This window comes from Roseibium sp. 10G30-5, from assembly GCF_055809635.1.
In genome coordinates this window covers 442,527-460,843 of the sequence record NZ_CM147918.1, presented here as the reverse complement: position 1 = coordinate 460,843, position 18,317 = coordinate 442,527, and the positions used below count along the sequence as shown (strand labels likewise).

General features: G+C 56.5%; 11 protein-coding genes, 8 pseudogenes and 1 riboswitch. Of the genes and pseudogenes, 12 read left to right on the top strand and 7 right to left on the bottom strand.

Annotated elements, in window-relative coordinates; genetic code table 11:
- Positions 1-37 precede the first annotated feature (37 nt).
- The 4 genes and pseudogenes from moaC to AC0L7U_RS02330 all read right to left on the bottom strand — a co-directional run bounded on the left by moaC (position 38) and on the right by AC0L7U_RS02330 (position 4,351).
- Positions 38-544, bottom strand: coding sequence for a cyclic pyranopterin monophosphate synthase MoaC (gene moaC / locus AC0L7U_RS02345; RefSeq protein WP_473693493.1), 507 nt, complete (start codon positions 542-544; stop codon positions 38-40).
- Positions 541-1,375: pseudogene (gene trpC, locus AC0L7U_RS02340) on the bottom strand (indole-3-glycerol phosphate synthase TrpC). The gene moaC and the pseudogene trpC overlap by 4 nt, the downstream one beginning before the upstream one ends.
- A 4-nt stretch (positions 1,376-1,379) precedes the next feature.
- Positions 1,380-2,393 carry an anthranilate phosphoribosyltransferase gene (gene trpD, locus AC0L7U_RS02335; protein WP_473693491.1) on the bottom strand — a complete coding sequence of 338 codons (1,014 nt, stop codon included), beginning with the start codon at positions 2,391-2,393 and terminating at the stop codon, positions 1,380-1,382.
- A 59-nt stretch (positions 2,394-2,452) separates the two neighbouring features.
- Positions 2,453-4,351: a SurA N-terminal domain-containing protein gene (locus AC0L7U_RS02330; RefSeq protein ID WP_473693489.1), complete on the bottom strand. Its 1,899-nt coding sequence runs from the start codon at positions 4,349-4,351 to the stop codon at positions 2,453-2,455.
- Positions 4,352-4,648: 297 nt separating this feature from the next.
- Between AC0L7U_RS02330 and tpiA the strand changes: the two are divergent.
- The 6 genes and pseudogenes from tpiA (at position 4,649) to AC0L7U_RS02300 (ending at position 10,103) form a co-directional block, all read left to right on the top strand.
- A pseudogene (gene tpiA / locus AC0L7U_RS02325) lies at positions 4,649-5,413 on the top strand (triose-phosphate isomerase).
- 149 nt (positions 5,414-5,562) lie between these two features.
- Entirely contained in the window at positions 5,563-5,985 is a 423-nt protein-coding gene (gene secG, locus AC0L7U_RS02320) for a preprotein translocase subunit SecG (protein WP_473693487.1), read from the top strand.
- 136 nt (positions 5,986-6,121) lie between these two features.
- A complete protein-coding gene (locus AC0L7U_RS02315) occupies positions 6,122-7,750 on the top strand; it encodes a CTP synthase (protein ID WP_473693485.1) in 1,629 nt (542 codons plus the stop codon).
- A gap of 29 nt (positions 7,751-7,779) precedes the next feature.
- Positions 7,780-8,019 (top strand): VOC family protein, encoded by a 240-nt coding sequence (locus AC0L7U_RS02310; RefSeq protein WP_473693483.1) that lies wholly within the window; start codon positions 7,780-7,782, stop codon positions 8,017-8,019.
- Between the two features lie 46 nt (positions 8,020-8,065).
- Complete coding sequence (locus tag AC0L7U_RS02305) at positions 8,066-8,605, top strand: hypothetical protein (protein ID WP_473693481.1); 540 nt, start codon at positions 8,066-8,068, stop codon at positions 8,603-8,605.
- Positions 8,606-8,681: 76 nt separating this feature from the next.
- Entirely contained in the window at positions 8,682-10,103 is a 1,422-nt protein-coding gene (locus AC0L7U_RS02300; RefSeq protein WP_473693479.1) for an amidase, read from the top strand.
- On the opposite strand, the pseudogene AC0L7U_RS02295 reads toward AC0L7U_RS02300, so the two are convergent.
- A pseudogene (locus AC0L7U_RS02295) lies at positions 9,989-10,664 on the bottom strand (energy-coupling factor ABC transporter permease); the annotation flags it as partial. The gene AC0L7U_RS02300 and the pseudogene AC0L7U_RS02295 overlap by 115 nt on opposite strands.
- 49 nt (positions 10,665-10,713) lie before the next feature.
- Positions 10,714-10,925, bottom strand: a riboswitch (cobalamin riboswitch).
- Between the two features lie 556 nt (positions 10,926-11,481).
- On the opposite strand from AC0L7U_RS02295, the pseudogene AC0L7U_RS02290 reads away from it, so the two are divergent.
- The 3 genes and pseudogenes from AC0L7U_RS02290 (at position 11,482) to AC0L7U_RS02280 (ending at position 13,842) form a co-directional block, all read left to right on the top strand.
- Positions 11,482-11,788: pseudogene (locus tag AC0L7U_RS02290) on the top strand (protoglobin domain-containing protein).
- Positions 11,760-12,815, top strand: a complete 1,056-nt coding sequence (locus tag AC0L7U_RS02285; protein WP_473693477.1) for a methyl-accepting chemotaxis protein — start codon at positions 11,760-11,762, stop codon at positions 12,813-12,815. The pseudogene AC0L7U_RS02290 and the gene AC0L7U_RS02285 overlap by 29 nt, the downstream one beginning before the upstream one ends.
- A gap of 418 nt (positions 12,816-13,233) precedes the next feature.
- Positions 13,234-13,842 (top strand): TetR/AcrR family transcriptional regulator, encoded by a 609-nt coding sequence (locus AC0L7U_RS02280; protein WP_473693475.1) that lies wholly within the window; start codon positions 13,234-13,236, stop codon positions 13,840-13,842.
- Here AC0L7U_RS02280 and AC0L7U_RS02275 read toward each other — a convergent pair.
- Positions 13,830-14,727: pseudogene (locus AC0L7U_RS02275) on the bottom strand (LysR family transcriptional regulator). The gene AC0L7U_RS02280 and the pseudogene AC0L7U_RS02275 overlap by 13 nt on opposite strands.
- Positions 14,728-14,922: 195 nt before the next feature.
- Here AC0L7U_RS02275 and AC0L7U_RS02270 point away from each other — a divergent pair.
- The 3 pseudogenes from AC0L7U_RS02270 (at position 14,923) to AC0L7U_RS02260 (ending at position 17,145) form a co-directional block, all read left to right on the top strand.
- Positions 14,923-15,319, top strand: a pseudogene (locus tag AC0L7U_RS02270) ((R)-mandelonitrile lyase).
- 60 nt (positions 15,320-15,379) lie between these two features.
- Positions 15,380-16,377 (top strand): annotated as a pseudogene (locus tag AC0L7U_RS02265) (aldo/keto reductase).
- A gap of 28 nt (positions 16,378-16,405) precedes the next feature.
- Positions 16,406-17,145, top strand: a pseudogene (locus tag AC0L7U_RS02260) (SDR family oxidoreductase).
- Positions 17,146-17,217: 72 nt separating this feature from the next.
- Here AC0L7U_RS02260 and AC0L7U_RS02255 read toward each other — a convergent pair.
- Entirely contained in the window at positions 17,218-18,315 is a 1,098-nt protein-coding gene (locus AC0L7U_RS02255) for an ABC transporter ATP-binding protein (RefSeq protein ID WP_473693473.1), read from the bottom strand.
- Positions 18,316-18,317: the final 2 nt, after the last annotated feature.

Below are 18,317 nucleotides of genomic sequence, written 5' to 3'. Positions count from 1 at the left end.
ACATCCGTGGTGCGGTCACGGGCTGGCAATACAGGTCTCAGGCGTTCGATCTGGCCTGCTGTGTCCAATGGCCGCTCTTGCCGCCTTGCTTTTCAATCACCTGAATGCCGCTGATCACCATGCCACGATCCACCGCCTTGGCCATGTCGTAGATGGTCAGGCAGGCCAGCGAGCAAGCGGTCAGCGCTTCCATCTCCACGCCTGTCTGGCCGGTGACTTTGGTGGTTGCGGTAACGCGCAGACCTGGCAGGGTTTCATCAATGGCGATGTCGATGTTGACTTTCGACAATGGTAAGGGGTGGCACAACGGAATCAGCTCGTGCGTGCGCTTCGCCGCCATGATTCCGGCAATTCGCGCCGTTCCCAGAACATCGCCTTTCTTGGCGTCGCCCGTGCGGATCATCTCGAGCGTTTCAGGCTTCATGCGAATGAAGCCTTGTGCAACAGCCGTGCGCGATGTTTCCGCCTTGCCCGAGACATCCACCATGTTGGCCTGTCCGCTCTCATCGATATGCGAGAGATGGTCGGCATCTTTGCGCGTCATTGTGCGGGCTCACCTGAGGCTGCGGTTGTGGCCGGTGTATCCAGTTGCAGAAGTTGGCGGGTGGCCGCAGTCACGTCGTCCTGTCGCATGAGGCTTTCACCGATCAGGAAGGTCTGGATTCTGACCTTGCCAAGGCGCTCCAGATCTTTCGGTGTGAAGATACCGGATTCGCCAATGATCAGGCGGTCTGACGGAACCATCGGGGCCAATCGCTCGGATGTTTCGAGCGATGTTTCGAAGGTTTTCAGATTTCGATTGTTGATGCCCAGAAGCGGCGACGACAGGCGCAGGGCGCGTTCCATCTCGGCCTCGTTGTGGACTTCAAGCAGCACATCCATGCCAAGGTCGAATGCCGTGTCTTCAAGCGCCTTGGCGGTGACGTCGTCAACGGCTGCCAAAATGATGAGAATGCAGTCCGCTCCCATAGGCACGGGCTTCATGCACCTGATAGGTGTCATAGAGGAAGTCTTTGCGCAGCGCAGGCAGGGACACCGCGTCACGGGCTTGTGCGAGAAATTCCGGGCGTCCCTGAAAAGACGGCGTATCGGTGAGAACCGACAGGCAGGCTGCGCCGCCGTCTTCATAGGCCCGTGCAAGCGCCGGGGGGTCAAAATCCGCGCGAATAAGTCCCTTTGAAGGACTGGCCTTCTTCACTTCGGCAATCAGAGCCCATTGACCGGCATCCACCTTGGCGCGCAACGCCCCGGCAAAGCCGCGCGGCGCACTCTGGTCCGTACTTGCCGCCTTCAGATCAGCAAGCGTGACACGAGCCTTGGCGCTGGCGATCTCATCGCGCTTGTAGGCTTCGATCTTCTGAAGAATATCGGTCATGGTCTTATCCGTTTGAAACGTCGACGAGGCGGGCCAGATGTCGGGAGGCCGCACCTGTATCGATGGAGGTTGCGGCAAGCGTTACGCCTTCGCTCAAAGTGTCGCAACGGCCTGCAATCAGCAGCGCGGCTGCGGCATTGAACAGCACGACATCGCGGTAAGGCGTCTTGTCGCCGTCCAGCACCCGGCGCAAGGCGGCTGCGTTTTCCTTGGGTGTGCCACCGCGCAGATCCTCCAGAGTGACACGCGGCAGGCCGACGTCTTCAGGCGTCAGTTCAAAGGAGCGCATCGCGCCGTCTTTCAACTCGCTGACATAGGTAATGCCGGTGGTGGTGATTTCATCCATGCCGTCGGAACCATGCACAACCCAGACGTGCTTGGACCCCAGATTGGCGAGCGTCTGTGTCAGTGGCTCAAGCCAGACCTTGTCGAAGACACCCAGCAGTTGACGCTTGACGCCCGCCGGATTGCACAGGGGGCCGAGCAAATTGAAGATGGTCCGCACGCCCATCTCGATGCGCGTTGGGCCGACATGCTTCATGGCTTTGTGGTGCAGCGGGGCGAACATGAAACCAATGCCTGCATCGCGGATGCACTCGGCGATCCGGTCGGGCGGGATGTCGATGTTGATGCCCAGTTCGACCAGGGCTTCCGACGAGCCGGATTTTGACGAAAGTGACCTGTTGCCGTGCTTGGCCACAGGCACGCCGCAGCCCGCCACGACCAGGGCGGTGCATGTGGAAATATTGTAGCTGCCTGTGCTGTCGCCACCGGTGCCGACAATGTCGATGGCCTCTTCAGGGGCGTCGACGCGCAACATACGTGCCCTCATGGAGATCACCGCGCCGGTGACTTCCTCGATCGTCTCGCCACGTTGACGTAACCCCATCAGGAACGCCCCGAGTTGGGATGGTGTCGCATTGCCAGACAGGATCGTGTCGAAGGCAGCGATCGCGTCGTCGCGTTCAAGGGACTTGCCTGCGGCAATTGTGGCAATAAATTTCTTGAAATCAGACATGACGAGACCCTGCGATGAAAAAAGGCGAGGGCGGATCAAAAGACCCGCCCCGTCACGTTTTAGTTTGCGGCCGGCGGTGTGCCGATGACCTGTGCGAGAGCACCCTGATTGACGTGCACGCCAATCTTGTTTTCCTGACCGGTGATGTACTGGTTCAGAAGGGAGTTCTGCAACTGCTGCGACAGGCGCGAGCGGATGACGCCTGTGTCCTTTGCTTCGTCAAAGAAAGCTGGACGGCTGACATTGATGACCTGCGCAATAACGCGTTCCTGATCATTCTTGCCGGCAACATCCACAACAACACCGTTGCCACCGTCGAAGATTGCCTTGACGGCCTCCGCCGAGAGATCCGGGGTTGTCGAGTTGCGCTTCAGCCCCTCGGCCTGAAGAACCTTCACGCCGAGCGCCTTGGCTTCTTCCATAATGGTCTTGCCATCGCGAAGGGCCTTGGCCGTTTTGGCGGACAGCGTCTTGAGCTGGTCTGCCGACTGGCCCTTCTTCCAGGCCGCCACGACCTGATCTTTCACGTCGGCAAGCTTGCGGTCATGCGCCGGAATCACCTTGTCGACGGTGAACCAGAGATAGCCCTGATTGCCAACCTGAATGGCGTCATTGTCGAGACCTTCGTCAGACTGGAAGACGCTGTCGACCAGATCTTTCACCGGCGGCAGGTTGGCAGACGTGCCGTCTTCGGCATTGCCATCGGCATCGAACGGCTTCGGCTCAACCAGCTTGAGACCCTGCTTCTTGGCGATTTCGCCAAGAGTGGCTCCCCCGGCGCGTTCGTCTTCGATCTGATCAACCATGTCGTTGATCTTGTCGTTGGCATCGTTGGTGGCAATGGTCTTGCGGATCTGGTCCTTGACCGCATCAAGCGGCTGCTCATGCGAAGGCACGACATCCAGCACCTTGACGATCATCGATGAGAATCGACCGTCAATCAGTCCGCTGGTTTCGCCCTTCTTCAATTTGAAGGCAGCATCGCCGACCTTGGTGTCGATGAAGTCGGCCTTGGACATGAGGCCCAGCGTAACGTCCTTGGACTTCAGCTCGCGTTCCTTGAGCAGGTCCTCAAAGGTCTTGCCATTTTTCAGCTCTTCGGCAGCCTTCTTGCCCTTGTCGGCGGATGAAAAAGCAATCTGCTCGATCTTGCGCTGTTCCGGCTTGGTGAAGCTCGACTTGTTCTTGTCGTAATAAGCCTTGATCTGATCGTCCGTCACGCTCTTGGGGTCAGCCAGTTCAGCCGGGGTCAGTTCAAGAAGCGATGCCTTGCGATATTCAGGCGCTTTGAACTGAGCCTTGTTCTTGTCGAAATAGGCTTGGAGATCTTTGTCGGACGGGTCTTTGATATCGCCAAGAACCTTCGAGGTCAGGTCGATATACTGTACATCGCGGGTCTGCGACTGATAGTCGTGGATCATTTCCGCATAGGTATCGGGAGCGGCCATGCCGCCGGTCAGCGCTTCCACAAGCTGCTGGCGTTTGGCGATCTTGCGGCGCTCGTCCACATATCCGCTTTCGGTGAGGCCGTTGGACTGCAACACCTGAGCAAGGCGATTGCGGTCATAGTGACCTGTCGGCCCCTGAAAGACGGGATCATTCTGGATCAGGCTGGCCAGATGCTTGTCGGAAACGCCGATGTTCATGTCATCGGTCGTGTCGTCCAGCGCAGCCTCTGCCACCATCTTGCCAAGCGTCCGTTGCGGAACACCAAACTTGGCGCCTTCCGTCGTGGACAGCGGGCGGCCAAGTTGCTGGCTGATCTGATTCAGGTCCTGACGATAGGTGCGATCAAAATCGGAAAGCGAAATTTCCGTATTTCCGACCTTGGCCACCGAACTTGCGCTAACGCCGCGAAACACGTCGGCGATGCCCCAGATGCCAAAACTGACAACAAGCAGAGCGATGAAAAGTTTGGCAACCCAAGTACCGGCGCCCTTGCGCAGCGCGTCGAGCATAGTCTCTCCGTCTCTTTTTTCTTATCTGGTCGCGCGAAATGAAACACTTTCCGCGACGACGTCAGGTCCGTTCAGCTTGGAATGATGCGAGCCATGCTCCAAATTGGCGATCGCCCGCATATTCCGTGTTTGTCTCCCTACCGGGTCGGGCGGGATAATAGGGACGTGAATAGAACGGAGCAAGCGTGGTTGCAAAAGGTTCTTCCAAGAAATTTCTGTAAAAGATTGCTGTCAGAGCCTGTTTTCGGTTTATAGACGTCGAAACAGCAATTGAATGACCATTTCAGGGAGACGTGAATGTCCACCACGATCAAGCCGCTTGTTGCCGGAAACTGGAAGATGAACGGCCTCAAGGACCAGATCCCTGAGTTTGAAGCTGTCGTTTCTGGCGTGGATCGTGATCTTGCATCACACGTTGACGTGATGATCTGCGCTCCGGCGACACTGACGCTGGCCCTGCATGACGCTGCCGCTGATACACCGGTCGCGGTGGGTGGCTAGGATTGTCATCCTGATGCCTCTGGTGCCCATACCGGCGATATTTCCGCCGAAATGCTGGCTGATTGCGGCGCAACCGCCGTCATTGTTGGTCACTCGGAGCGCCGCACCGACCATTGTGAAACGGATGCCTTGATTGCAGCAAAGGCCGAGGCCGTCTGGCGGGCAGGCCTCACAGCTATTATATGTGTCGGTGAAACACAGGACGAGCGCGAGGCGGGTACGGCGATCCGTGTCGTCTCCGAGCAGTTGATTGCCTCGATCCCGGACGGCGCGACGGCTGCCAACAGCGTTGTCGCCTACGAACCGGTCTGGGCGATTGGCACCGGACTGACACCAACTGCTGAGGATGTTGCCGAGATGCACAGAGCCATGCGCGATGCGCTTGTGGAGCGTTTTGGCAAGGAGGGGGCTGCGATGCGCCTGCTTTATGGCGGCTCGGTCAAGCCCGGCAACGCCGTCGAATTGATGGGTGTGGCCAACGTCAATGGCGCACTTGTTGGGGGCGCAAGCCTTAAATCGCAAGATTTTCTGGGGATCCTCAAGGCTTATCAGGCAAATTGAGGCCCACTTGAACGCAGAGCGAGCGCACGCTTCAGGCCGGTTCTAGGGTTTTGTTGTCGGGCGTCTTCAAAAACATGGCATTTCGAGGGTGGAAAGCACTGCAATTGTATTGTAGAAGGCCTCCAAACTCGAACAAATAGAATGGCACTATGGAAACCGTAGTCATCGTTATTCATCTGATGGTCGTTCTGGCCCTCGTGCTGGTTGTCCTGCTGCAGCGCTCCGAAGGTGGCGCTCTTGGCATGGGCGGCGGTGGCGGGGGCGGCGGCTTCATGTCCAGCCGCGGTACGGCCAACGTCCTGACCCGAGCAACCGGTCTTCTGGCAGCAGCATTCTTTCTGACCTCGCTTGGTCTGACGCTGATTGCCGAAATGAACGGTGGCTCGAACAGCGTTCTTGATGCCGCTCCGGCACAAAGCCAGTCCCAGCCGCTCGGAGATATCAAGACCGATGGCAAGGGCATTGCCGGCGCGCTCAAGAAGATGGGCCAGGATGCTCAGGACACCGACAAGTCGACTGAGCCTGCCAAACCTGCTCAGCCGAGCGGGCCTCAAGTTCCGGCCGCTGAGTAAGGCTGTTTTCCCGGCGCCTTAGGGCGCAGGTTTTCGAAACAACATTATGCCCTGTGGTGACACAGGGCATTTTTGTTGTGTCTATCAAAAATACCGAGTGGCCAAAGTCACTGCGGCAACGATATGGTATTGCTCCATGGCGCGATACGTTTTCATCACGGGCGGCGTGGTCTCCTCGCTTGGTAAAGGCTTGGCCTCGGCTGCGCTCGGCTCTCTTCTTCAGGCACGCGGATATAAGGTGCGCCTGCGGAAGCTCGATCCCTATCTGAACGTTGATCCGGGCACCATGAGCCCCTATCAGCATGGCGAATGTTTCGTCACCGACGACGGTGCGGAAACTGATCTGGACCTTGGTCACTACGAACGCTTCACGGGGCGTCCTGCCAATCAGCGGGACAACATCACCACCGGACGCATTTATCAGGACATCATCGCCAAAGAACGTCGCGGAGATTATCTCGGCGGCACGGTGCAGGTGATTCCCCATGTGACTGACGAGATCAAAGCCTTCGTGCTGGATGGCAATGAAGACTATGATTTCGTTCTGGTGGAAATCGGCGGCACGGTGGGCGACATTGAAGCTCTGCCGTTCTTTGAGGCGATTCGCCAGCTCGGCAATGAATTGCCGCGCGGACAGGTCGTTTATGTTCATCTGACGCTCATGCCGTATATCCCGAGCGCCGGTGAAATGAAGACCAAGCCGACACAGCATTCGGTCAAGGAACTGCGGTCAATCGGCATCCAGCCGGATATTCTGATGGTGCGCTGTGACCGGGCAATCCCGGAAACGGAACGCCGTAAACTGTCGCTGTTCTGCAATGTGCGTGAGCAGTCGGTCATTCCGGCTTACGATGTGAAATCGATTTACGATGTGCCGATCGCCTATCACAAGGAAGGCCTTGACGACGAAGTTCTAGAAGCCTTCGGCATCACGGGTGCGCCTGCGCCGGTGCTCGACCGTTGGGAGACCATCTCCAAGTCGGTTGCCAACCCGGAAGGTGAAGTGACGATTGCCATTGTCGGCAAATACACGGTTCTCAAGGACGCCTACAAGTCGTTGATCGAAGCGCTGGTTCACGGCGGCATTGCCAATAACGTCAAGGTCAATCTGAAGTGGATCGAATCGGAGACTTTCGAACAGGAAGATCCGGGTCCGTATCTTGAAGGCGTGCACGGTATTCTGGTGCCGGGTGGCTTTGGTGAGCGCGGTGCGGAAGGCAAGATTGCTGCTGCGAAATTTGCCCGGACCCGCAAGTTCCCGTATTTCGGCATTTGCTTCGGTATGCAGATGGCGGTTCTGGAAGCTGCCCGCAACATGGCGGGTATCGAGAAAGCCAACTCGACCGAGTTTGGTCCGGCAGAAGAGCCTGTTGTTGGCCTGATGACCGAGTGGACCAAGGGCAATGACCTTGAAATCCGCAAGAAGGATGGTGATCTCGGTGGGACCATGCGTCTTGGCGCGTATACAGCAGCCCTGAAACCCGGCTCGCAGATTGCAGAAATCTATGGGTCGAACGAGGTTTCCGAGCGGCATCGTCACCGGTATGAAGTCAACATCGGCTACCGCGACAAGCTGGAAGCCTGTGGTCTGGTTTTTGCCGGAACGTCGCCCGATGGCGTGCTGCCGGAAACGGTGGAGATCGAGGATCATCCGTGGTTCATCGGCGTGCAGTATCACCCGGAATACAAGTCGCGGCCTTTCGAACCGCATCCGCTCTTTGCCAGCTTTATTCAAGCGGCAATGAAGCAGAGCCGTCTCGTTTAATTCGGTCTATATGAAAAAGGATGGCGGATATGATCCGTGGACTTGATCATCTGGTTGTTGCCACACGCGATCTGGATGCGACCGCTGCACGGTATGAAGCTCTCGGCTTCACACTGACGCCGACGGCGCATCATCCCTGGGGACCAAGAACCGCAACCTGCAACTCGACGGATTTTTCGTCGAGCTGTTGGGCATTGATGATGTGTCCGCCATTTCTGATGCCGATGACGGCGAGTTTTCCTTCGGGGCGTTCAATCGCGATGCCCTGAAGACCTTTGAAGGCGCCACCATGCTGGTGGTGGAGGGGGCGATCCCTTGCATGACCGCGCGGCCTTTAACAATGCCGGTCTTGCAACCTACGCACCCTTTTCCTTTGAACGTGAAGCAAAAGGGCCGGATGGGACACCCCGCAAAGTGGCGTTTGATCTGACCTTCGTCACGGATCCGCTGGCCCCTGCGCTTGGCTTTTTCGCTTGTCGCAACAGGTTTCCGGAAAACTTCTGGACCCCCGCCTATCAGTCTCATGCCAATGGCGCCAGCGATGTGATCGGTGTGCATATGGTTGCTAATGACCCGTCAGATCATCATGAGTTTTTGGGCGGACTGACTGGTCAACGCGAAATGCGGGCCACCAGTCTCGGTCTTGAAATCGGCACGCCACGCGGCAAGATTTGCGTGCATTCCCCACGTGCCTACGCGTATCTGGTGGGCGAAGAAGCTTTCTCTGCGCTGGATGGTGTGGAGCTACCCCGCATCGCAGCCTTGGAAATTGCCTGCAAAGGCCTACCCGAACGCAAGGTGGTCTCCGCCGCCGATCTCAACGGTCTGACGCTGATCCTGACCCCGGCTGAGTGATCTGTCATGTCCGTTGGTGCTTGTCGAGAGCGTTGCGGACAGGCCATGGTGTTCGCCGGGTGTTGAGGATGATCGTATGAGTTCCCCCACGCAAGATCTGCCCACACTTTCCGTGCAAGATGATCCGACGAATGCTTTTGCCGAGCGTTTCGAGGTGCCCGTTAAAACCGGCGAGGGGCCACTCGATGGTCTGACGTTTGCCGCCAAGGATAATTTTGAATTTGCCGACCGGATTGCAGGCAATGGAACGCCGGACTGGGCGCATACGCACCCTCCCGCGCACAAAAGCGCTGCCGTTCTTCAAGATGTGCTGGACGCTGGAGCAGCCTTGGCAGGCTTCACGCATATGGATGAGCTTGCCTATAGCATTCTGGGCATCAACGCGCATTTCGGCACTCCGCTGAACGGCGCAGATGAGACGCGGGTTCCCGGCGGTTCGTCTTCTGGTTCCGCCAGTGCCGTCGCGGCTGGGGCTGTCGATTTTGCGCTTGGCAGCGACACCGGCGGTTCTGTGCGTATTCCCGCCAGTTTTTGCGGAATTTACGGCTTTCGCCCCAGTCATGGCGTGTTGTCCGCCGAGGGGCTGATTGCTCTTGCGGCACAATTCGATGTGCCGGGGTGGTTTGCCCGTGATCTTGAGACGCTGCTGTGTATCGCATCTGTCCTTGGAGTGGAGCCGGAAGCGCCAACACCATCATCGGTGCGGCTCTGGGTGCCGGAAACGGTCTGGGGGCAGGCGGATGCGACCGTGCAAGATGCCGTCGACCCGATGATCGCACGGCTTGAAGAGCTATACGGCCCGTGTGATACGCGGCCTTTGCCCATGGGGCGGCTTGAAGATTGCTATGAAACCTTTCGCGTCCTGCAGGCGCATGAAATCTGGAAGACCCATGGCGATTGGGTGACGCGCGTTCAGCCGGCCTTTGGGCCGGGAGTTGCCGAGCGTTTTGCCGCTGCCTCACATATTTCAAATGAAACCGCCGCATTGGCCGACCGGGCACGGCAGGCGATCAGAACTGTCATGGGCACGGTCATGGGAGGTCAGGACGCGGTTTCGCAAGACAGCGGCGTCAAGACCTTGATGGTGATGCCAACAGCGCCGGCACCCGCACCGAAGTTAAGTGCGACCCAGGACGATCTGAATGCCATCCGAGGGCGGATCATGTGCCTGACGTGCATTTCCGGATTGAATGGATTTGCTGAACTGAGTGTGCCTTGGCGCTTTGGTGGGACGTGCGCCAGTTGGGCTGTCACTGATTGGCGGTCCGGGGCAGGACGGCTTTGTTCTTGGTGTCGCACAGGCTTTGATGGCCCGCTGAGTTTCGCAGGTTTCTCCCCCGACAGCGTTTGCTTGCGGGGGAGGTTGTCTCGGTGTCAGCGTGTCGCGTTCATCAGGCGCGAATTGAAAAAGCGTTTCCGCGCCAGTTGGCGCGAGCCCTTGGCTAGCCCCAGCAGTGCGATGTCTGCGAGTGGCTCGAACAAAATGACGGGCAGGTAGGCCAGACCGAATTTTCCGATGGCTGCCAGAGTTGCGATGTGAAAACCTTCCCCATAGATGACCCAGAAGGCGACCCAGACGACAATTCCAGCCTGAGTAGGTGGTCGATAGGAAGAGCGCCTGAGAATATTTCAGGTCGACATAAGCCGTGCGTTTCGGAATAATTTTGTCGGCCAGGAGCGTCAGGCTGAAGAGCGGGACGATCAGCGTGGTCACGTTCATGCCATATTGCGGCAGATCAAAGGGCGCAAAAAACAGTCCTTGCAACAACAGCCCCATTGCAAGTCCGATTGCCGTGGACGCGCCGCCAAAAACTAAAAACAGTGTCGAGGCGAGAATGAGATGCACCTCGGAGACGCCCACCGGATAATGCGGCAATACTTGAAAGAACGAAAAGACCAGAGCGGTCGTGGCAAGGCTGCGGCCTGCAAGCACGCTCAGTGTGCTTTCCTTACGCACTGTGTCTATTACGAGTTTGGCGGTCAGTCCGAAAGAGACCGCGGCCGTTGCGCCGCTGAGGAGCAGTTTTGCGCCAGTGACGACGCCTGGTTCGATATGCATGTGTTCGGTTTCCTTGTGCACCCACCGTGCCGTGAAGACAGAATGGCCCTTAGGCCGTTGAACGATGGCAGGTCTCCTGACTTGCAGCTCTGGCGACACCCTACCTTCCCGGACATATCCAGTGGCTTTGAGGATGCCGCAGCTGCCTACAGTTGCGGGGGCAGTCATGGATTTGATCCCTGGTCTGCGAATCGTACCATGTTCCCTTTTCAGTTCCCCCTCGCTCCGCGAGAAAGAACCACCATCGCAAATACGGATAAGTGGTCTTCGTAGAAATAACAAGAAACAATAAGAGGTTAACTTGTGAGGATCCTTTCTTTGCGTCAAGGACGAGAGAAATGTATTCCGGTTAAATTTATTTTATATATATTTTACAATAACTTATCTTCTCTTTGGCTTTTTTCGAGTGATATTTTTAAACTAGAAATCCAAGTGATGCGCATATATATCGGGAAAATTTTCATGATAAATTTTCCCGATTATTATTCTCTAAACCTGAATGTCTTCATTTTTTCTGTTTAATACTAAATTTTATTTTTAAGTGAAGGCGAAGTTAAGGAGCTTTTAAGTGCCGCTCTTTAGGATTTAACCAATAAACGGCTCTGAGGAGAGGCGTGTAGTGTATTTTTGATGCCGTCGGCTTTTCTCGACGGAGGCATGGGGAGCAAGTCGCATGGCGGGCGGCCCTTGCGTCTGGGCGGTTAAGTCGTGGTTATTCGCCGTTTCCCTTGAAGGTGTTCTGGAGGAAATGGCTGTTTTGAAAGATGAGCCAAGGGTTTGTGCCCGGCTCTGATCTGCGACCTAAATCGGGGCTGATATGACAATTGACTCTCTTACGGCACGGCTTTCCTTTCTTGAAATTCACGAGGAAGATAAGGCCCTCGCCAAGCAAGCTTGGCCCTTGATCGAGGCGCATTTGCCAGACGTGCTTGAGGGGTTTTACAAGCATGCCCGCGCGATTCCGCATCTGGATGAGTTGATTGGGACGCAGGAGGCGCGTCCTGATCAAAGCGCAGTCCAATCACTGGAAGAATCTCTTCACCTCTGGCCTCAGTGCTGAATACCTCGAGAGTGCCAAGCGTATCGGCACGGCCCATGTCAAGATTGATCTGGATCCAACCTGAGTACATCGGCGGTTACTCTTTTGTGCAGGCGCGGCTGACCGATCTCATCGTTCGCAAGAATCGCTTCTCCAGCAAAAAAGCCGTGAAGACCCTGAATGCTGTGACGAAGCTCGTGGCGCTGGACATGGATCTCGCCATCTCGACCTATCATGATCAGATGATCGATAATGCCGCCGACCGTGAGCAACGCATCCGCTCGGCAGTTCAGGACTTCGAGCGCCGCCTGCAAGAAACCGTGGTGGTGTTCGGCGAGGCCGCCAGCGGACTTCTGGAGACCTCCAGCAGCCTGGAAACGGTCGCCGGAACGGTGACAGACCGCATGGCGAGCATGGAAACGCGCAGCACCGAAGTGACCAACAGCATTGCCTCTGGGGCCGCTGCTACAGAGGAAATGACCACGTCCATCGAAGAAATTGGGCGGCAGGCTAGCCAGTCCAGCGACATTACCCGTCACGCGGTTGAAGGCGCACAACGCACAAATGAGTCCGTGCGTGATCTGGCGACGGCGGCGCAGACGGTCGGTTCGGTCATCAGCCTGATTTCGGAAATTGCGGAACAGACCAACCTGTTGGCTCTGAACGCCACCATCGAGGCGGCGCGCGCGGGCGAGGCGGGCAAAGGGTTCGCAGTGGTTGCTGCCGAAGTGAAGGAGCTGGCGACGCAGACATCCAAGGCCACGGATGAAATCTCGACCCAGATTTCTGCCATTCAGACAGCGACGGATGAAGCGGTCCAGGCAATTTCGGAGATTTCCGATACCATCGACAAAGTGTCTGGCATTGCGACAACGATCGCCTCTGCCGTTGAAGAGCAAACGGCAGCCACCAGCGAGATTTCGGGGAACGTGCAGCGTGCTGCCGCAAACTCTGCCGAATTTGGCGGTGTGATTGGTACCGTGCGCAGTTCAATCGGCCAGACCAATCAGACTGCAGGCCAGATTGCGGAAATGGCCGCAAGCTTCAAGACAAGGTCCGAGCAGCTTGGCAAGGACGCGAAGGCCTTCTTTGAAAAGGTTCAGGCCAGCTAGGGTGCGGTCTCTGGCCCGGTTGAGCCGTCTGACGCAGATAGATCGCTGCGGTTTCGACGTCCAGGAAGGATTGGGCAAATTGCTCTTCTGTGTCTGTGCGAATTCTTGAAAACCAGACGGTTTTCTGCGCAACCGTGCTTAAGAGGCAGAGAAATCGGCTCCGACCATTTGAAATGCATTTACGGGTCGACACTCTACTTCAAACTCATCTCATTCTTTAGCAGCAAAAAGCCCGCCAATCTGGTGGGCTTTTCTGTTTTCAGAGTGTCGCCGCCTTGCCGCGCCAACGATAAGTAGAAAGACAATCCGCAGGTTCCATGATCTCTTCATGTGTATTAAAAAGAAAATTGATACATCCTGTTACAAATTACGATAGATCTAGAGTGTAACAAAAGACCGCAAAGGAAGGTTTTCTTTCATGCCACGCACTGGTCTGACTGCCGATGAGATCCGTGAAAAGTCCATGGAAATTGCTTTGGACCGAATTCGCGTGCTCGGTGTCGACAAGATGCGTCTGAGTGATGTGGCCAAGAAACTCGGTGTGTCACACGCCGCCCTTTATGCTCATTTCGCCAATAAGGCCGCACTGCTCGATGAGGTGGTCCGTTTCTGGCTGGCTGGAACCGAAGAGCGCTTGCATGCTGTCGTTGTCAGCAAAGCGCCTGCACGCGAGCGTTTGTGTCTCTGGTTCGAGACATTGCATACGTTCAAACGGGACCGGTTTCGCGCAGACCCGGAGTTGTATCACGCGTTCGATGCGGCGATGATCCGTGAAACGCCGGCGGCGGCGGTGCATCGACAAGCCTTGCTGGAGCAGGTTGAAACGCTTGTGCGGGAGGCGGAGTTGCCCGGTGATCCGCATGATATTGCGCAAATCCTGTTCGATGCTCTTTGCAGCTTTCATCATCCGACAATTGTTCAACGCAAGCTTTGTGCGGATCGTTTGCCGCGCCTGCGCGTTATTTTGGCCATTTTGTTGCGCGGCATTGAAGCTGGGGAAGCCGTGCAGCCCGGTCAGGCGCGATAACGCAGAGCAGCGACCAGAAGTTCGAACGCGGGCTGAACTTGTCTGCGTGTCGGATAATAAAGGTGGTAGCCGGCAAACGGGGGGCACCAGTCTTCCAGTACACGCACAAAAGTGGGCGTGCTTGGGGGGCTCTCCGGCAGAACGGCATCAGGTAGACAGGCGAGACCCAAGCCATCTTTAACAGCCTGCAAGATCATATCGACATCGTTGCAAACGAACTGCCCCTTGACGCGAACATTTAAAGGTCGCCCTTCGCGTTCAAACTCCCAAGGCATAAAGTCCGCCGAGCGTCGGCATCCGCAAGTTGATGCAGGTGTGGTCCGTCAGGTCGTAGGGTGTCTGAGGGGCCGGGTGGTCTTTGAAGTAGGCCGGGGAACCGATGACAGCCATGCGTATCGGTGGACTTATCGGAACGGCAATCATGTCCTTGTCGACCTCTTCGCCAAGACGGATGCCCGCGTCAAACCGGTCCGCAACGATATCTGTCAAACGTTGCTCGACAGATATTTCAACGCTGACGTTGGGATAGTCCTGCATCAATCGTGTTGCGGCTGGCATCAAGATGGTCTGGGCAGCATGTTTCGACGACGTCAGCCGTAGGGTCCCGGTCGGGCTTTCACTTTGCGCACGAATGGACACCAGCCTGCGTTGAATGTCGTTGAACGCGGGACGCAGGGTTTCTGCCAGTTGCTCGCCGGCGGGCGTTGGCGACACCATGCGGGTGGTGCGGGTGAGAAGACGCACACCCAGACGCTCTTCCAGACGCCGAACCGTATGGCTGAGAGACGATTGCGACGTGCCAAGGTGAGCAGCGGCACGAGTGAAGCTCTGTTCTTCCAGAACTGTCAAAAAAGCATTCAGATCGTTCAACTCATCCCGTTTCATGCGCTTTCACTGCCTCTTGCAAGAGTGCTTGCCGCTGTCATAGGGCTCACTCATGAATTTGAGATATAAGTTCATGCGATATTTAGCGTCTAATCATAAGGCCGTCACGACCTTAAATGAAACGAGAGCAGGGAACTGGCGTGGCATCTATGCTGTTCCAACTCTGTTCAAGCGTCGAAAAAAGGAAGGCTCTCCATGAAAATTACGCGCTGCGACACATCTCCTTCTGCCAAAGGACCGTCCGACTATTTTACCGGACGTGTGCGCATTGATGCGCCTTTCAAAGGCGAGGCTCCGGCGCGAGTTGGTGGGGCGACGGTTACTTTTGAACCTGGTGCCCGCACAGCCTGGCGACACGCATCCTTATGGTCAGACCCTTCTGGTCACCTCTGGCGCAGGCTGGGTGCAGAAAGAGGGCGAGGCGCGACAGGATATTTTTCCGGGCGACATCATCTGGTTTGCGCCTGACGAAAAGCACTGGCATGGAGCAACCAAGACGCAAGCAATGACCCATATCGCTATTGCCGAAGAACGCGATGGCTCTCCGGTGACCTGGATGGAACAGGTTTCCGAGGTCGATTATCTCGGCTGATTTTTTGCGTCGTATCACTGCGGCAAAACCAGACTTGCAGACACCAAAAGGATTGAAATCATGAAACAGAGAGAACTCGGGAACAGTGGCCTCAAGGTCTCCGCTCTTGGTCTTGGCTGCATGGGCATCAGCTTTGCTTATGGCGAAGCGATGGAACCGTCCAAAGCGGTCAATTTCCTGCGCTATAGGCACATGAAAAAGGCGTGACCTTTTTCGACAGCGCTGAGGCTTATGGTCCATATCAGAACGAGGAAGTTCTTGGTGAAGCTCTTGCGCCCATCCGCGACGATGTCGTCATTGCCACAAAATTCGGCTTTGATCTTGAAAGCGATGCGACGCCTGTGGCATGGGGCCTGAACAGCAAGCCTGATCACATCCGTGAGGTTGTCGAGGCAATGCTGAAGCGCCTCAAAACAGACCGGATTGATCTTTTGTACCAGCACCGTGTCGATCCCGAGGTGCCTATTGAAGACGTTGCCGGCACCGTCAAAGACCTGATTGAAGCGGGGAAAGTCGAGCACTTCGGTATGTCAGAGGCTGGACCGGATGCCATCCGCCGCGCCCACGCCGTGCAGCCTGTTGCTGCTCTGCAAAGTGAATATTCGCTTTGGTGGCGCGAGCCGGAAGACACGGTGTTCCCGGTTTTGGAAGAACTCGGCATCGGCTTTGTGCCGTTCAGCCCACTGGGGCGTGGCTTTTTGACGGGAGCAATCGACAGTTCAACGCAGTTCACGGACAATGATTTCCGCAAGAACAATCCTCGTTTTGAAGAAGAAGCCCGCATTGCCAATCAGGCACTGGTCGACAGGATCGGAGCAATTGCCGACGCGAAAGGCGTTACGCGCGCGCAGATTGCGCTGGCCTGGCTGCTTGCGCAAAAAACTGGATTGTGCCGATCCCTGGAACCACCAAACTGCATCGGCTTGAGGAGAATATCGGCAGTGCGGAGGTTGAGTTGAGTGCCACAGATCTCGGGGAGATCGAGCAGGCCCTGGCGACAGGTTGATATTGTTGGCGACCGCTACCCTGCAAGCATTCAAAGCCGCGTCAACCGATAGACTTTAATGAGAAACAAGGAGACCCGCCATGTCTGATGGAATTCAGGACAAGGTTGTTGTCATCACCGGTGCCAGCAGCGGTCTTGGTGCCGAAACCGCACGTCACTTGGCGGCGCAGGGGGCCAAATTGGTTCTGGGCGCGCGGCGCACCGACCGTCTTGAGACGTTGGAGCGTGAGCTCGGCGATGACACGGTCGCCATCTACAAGGTTGATGTCACCGACCGGGATGCAGTCAAGGCTTTCGTCGATTTCGCCGTTGAACGGTTCGGGCGCATTGACGTGATGATCAACAATGCCGGTATCATGCCGCTGTCACCGCTTGAATTGGCGCGTGTCGAGGAATGGGACCAGTGCATTGACGTGAACATCAAGGGCGTTTTGTGGGGTATCGCAGCAGCACTGCCTTACTTCAAAGACCAGAAAAGCGGCCAGTTCATCAATGTGTCTTCGGTTGCCGGCCATACGGTGCGGGAAGGCGGCGCGATTTACTCGGCGACGAAATATTCGGTCCGCGTCATTTCCGAAGCCTTGCGCAAGGAAGTGAAGCCTTACAACATCCGCACAACCGTGTTGTCGCCGGGTGCCGTTGATACCGAATTGCCTGCCTCGGTAAAGGCGGATGAAGTGAAGGGGGGATTGCCGATTTCTACGAGCAGACCGCCATCCCGGCCTCCAGTTTTGCCCGCTGCGTGGCCTTTTCCATGAGCCAGCCAGAGGAGGTCGACATCAACGAGATCCTCTTCCGGCCGACATCGCAGGCGCTTTGACCCAGAGCGTCGTGTCACCCTCATACCCCGCCCTGTGTCTGTGAGACAGGGTGGGGTATGGAAATTCTGGACCTATCGTAAGCGCTGCTCGGCGGCGTTAAACAGGCACATGTCGCTTGGACTTGCCGTGACCCGAAGCACGCTTCCGGGCTTCTGGATCGCATGGCGCTCCACCTCGACGATACAGTCCGTCTCGCCAATCTTTCCATAGAGGTAGCTGGCTCCCCCCAGAAACTCCGAGAAGTTGACCTGAAAGGGAATGCCGGGATCTGTCTCCTCAGCCAGACGGAAATGTTCTGGTCGAATGCCGAGGCTTACTGATCCTTGATGCTGTGCGGCCTGTGTCTGGGCTGGGGCGGGTAGGCTGACACCATTGATGTCGATCATTGACCCTTTGAGCTGTGCGGGAAGAAAATTCATCTTCGGCGAGCCGATGAATCCTGCAACAAACATGTTGTCCGGGTCATCATAGAGGCTTGTCGGGCTGCCCACCTGTTCAATACGCCCAGCGCGCAGCACAACGATCTTGTCGGCAAGCGTCATCGCCTCAGTCTGGTCATGCGTGACATAGATCATCGTGTTGCCGAGTTCTTGATGCAGCCGTGCGATTTCGATACGCATACCAACCCGCAACTCCGCGTCCAGATTGGATAAGGGTTCATCGAACAGGAACACTTCCGGGTCACGCACAATGGCGCGACCTATGGCAACGCGCTGGCGCTGTCCGCCGGAAAGCTGCCCCGGACGTCGGTCCAAATACTCTTCCAGTTGAAGGATTTCGGCTGCCTGTTGCACTTTTTTGCGTACATCGTCTTTTGGCGTGCCGGCTACTTTCAGTCCAAAACCCATGTTTTGCGCCACACTCATATGCGGATAAAGCGCATAGGTCTGGAACACCATGGCGATGCCTCGGTCCGATGGGTCATCTTCAGTGACATCCTGTCCGCCGATCAGCACATCGCCTGCGCTAACGTCTTCCAGACCGGCAATGAGACGCAGCAATGTGGACTTGCCGCAGCCAGACGGGCCAACGAAGACGACAAATTCGCCGCCTTCGATTTCAAGATCCACATTGTGGATGACCTGCAGATGGCCGAAGGACTTGCAGATGCCACGCAGGGATAACCCTGCCGTAGACTGTCCGGGCTGTAGGTTCTTGAGCTGCGCCATGG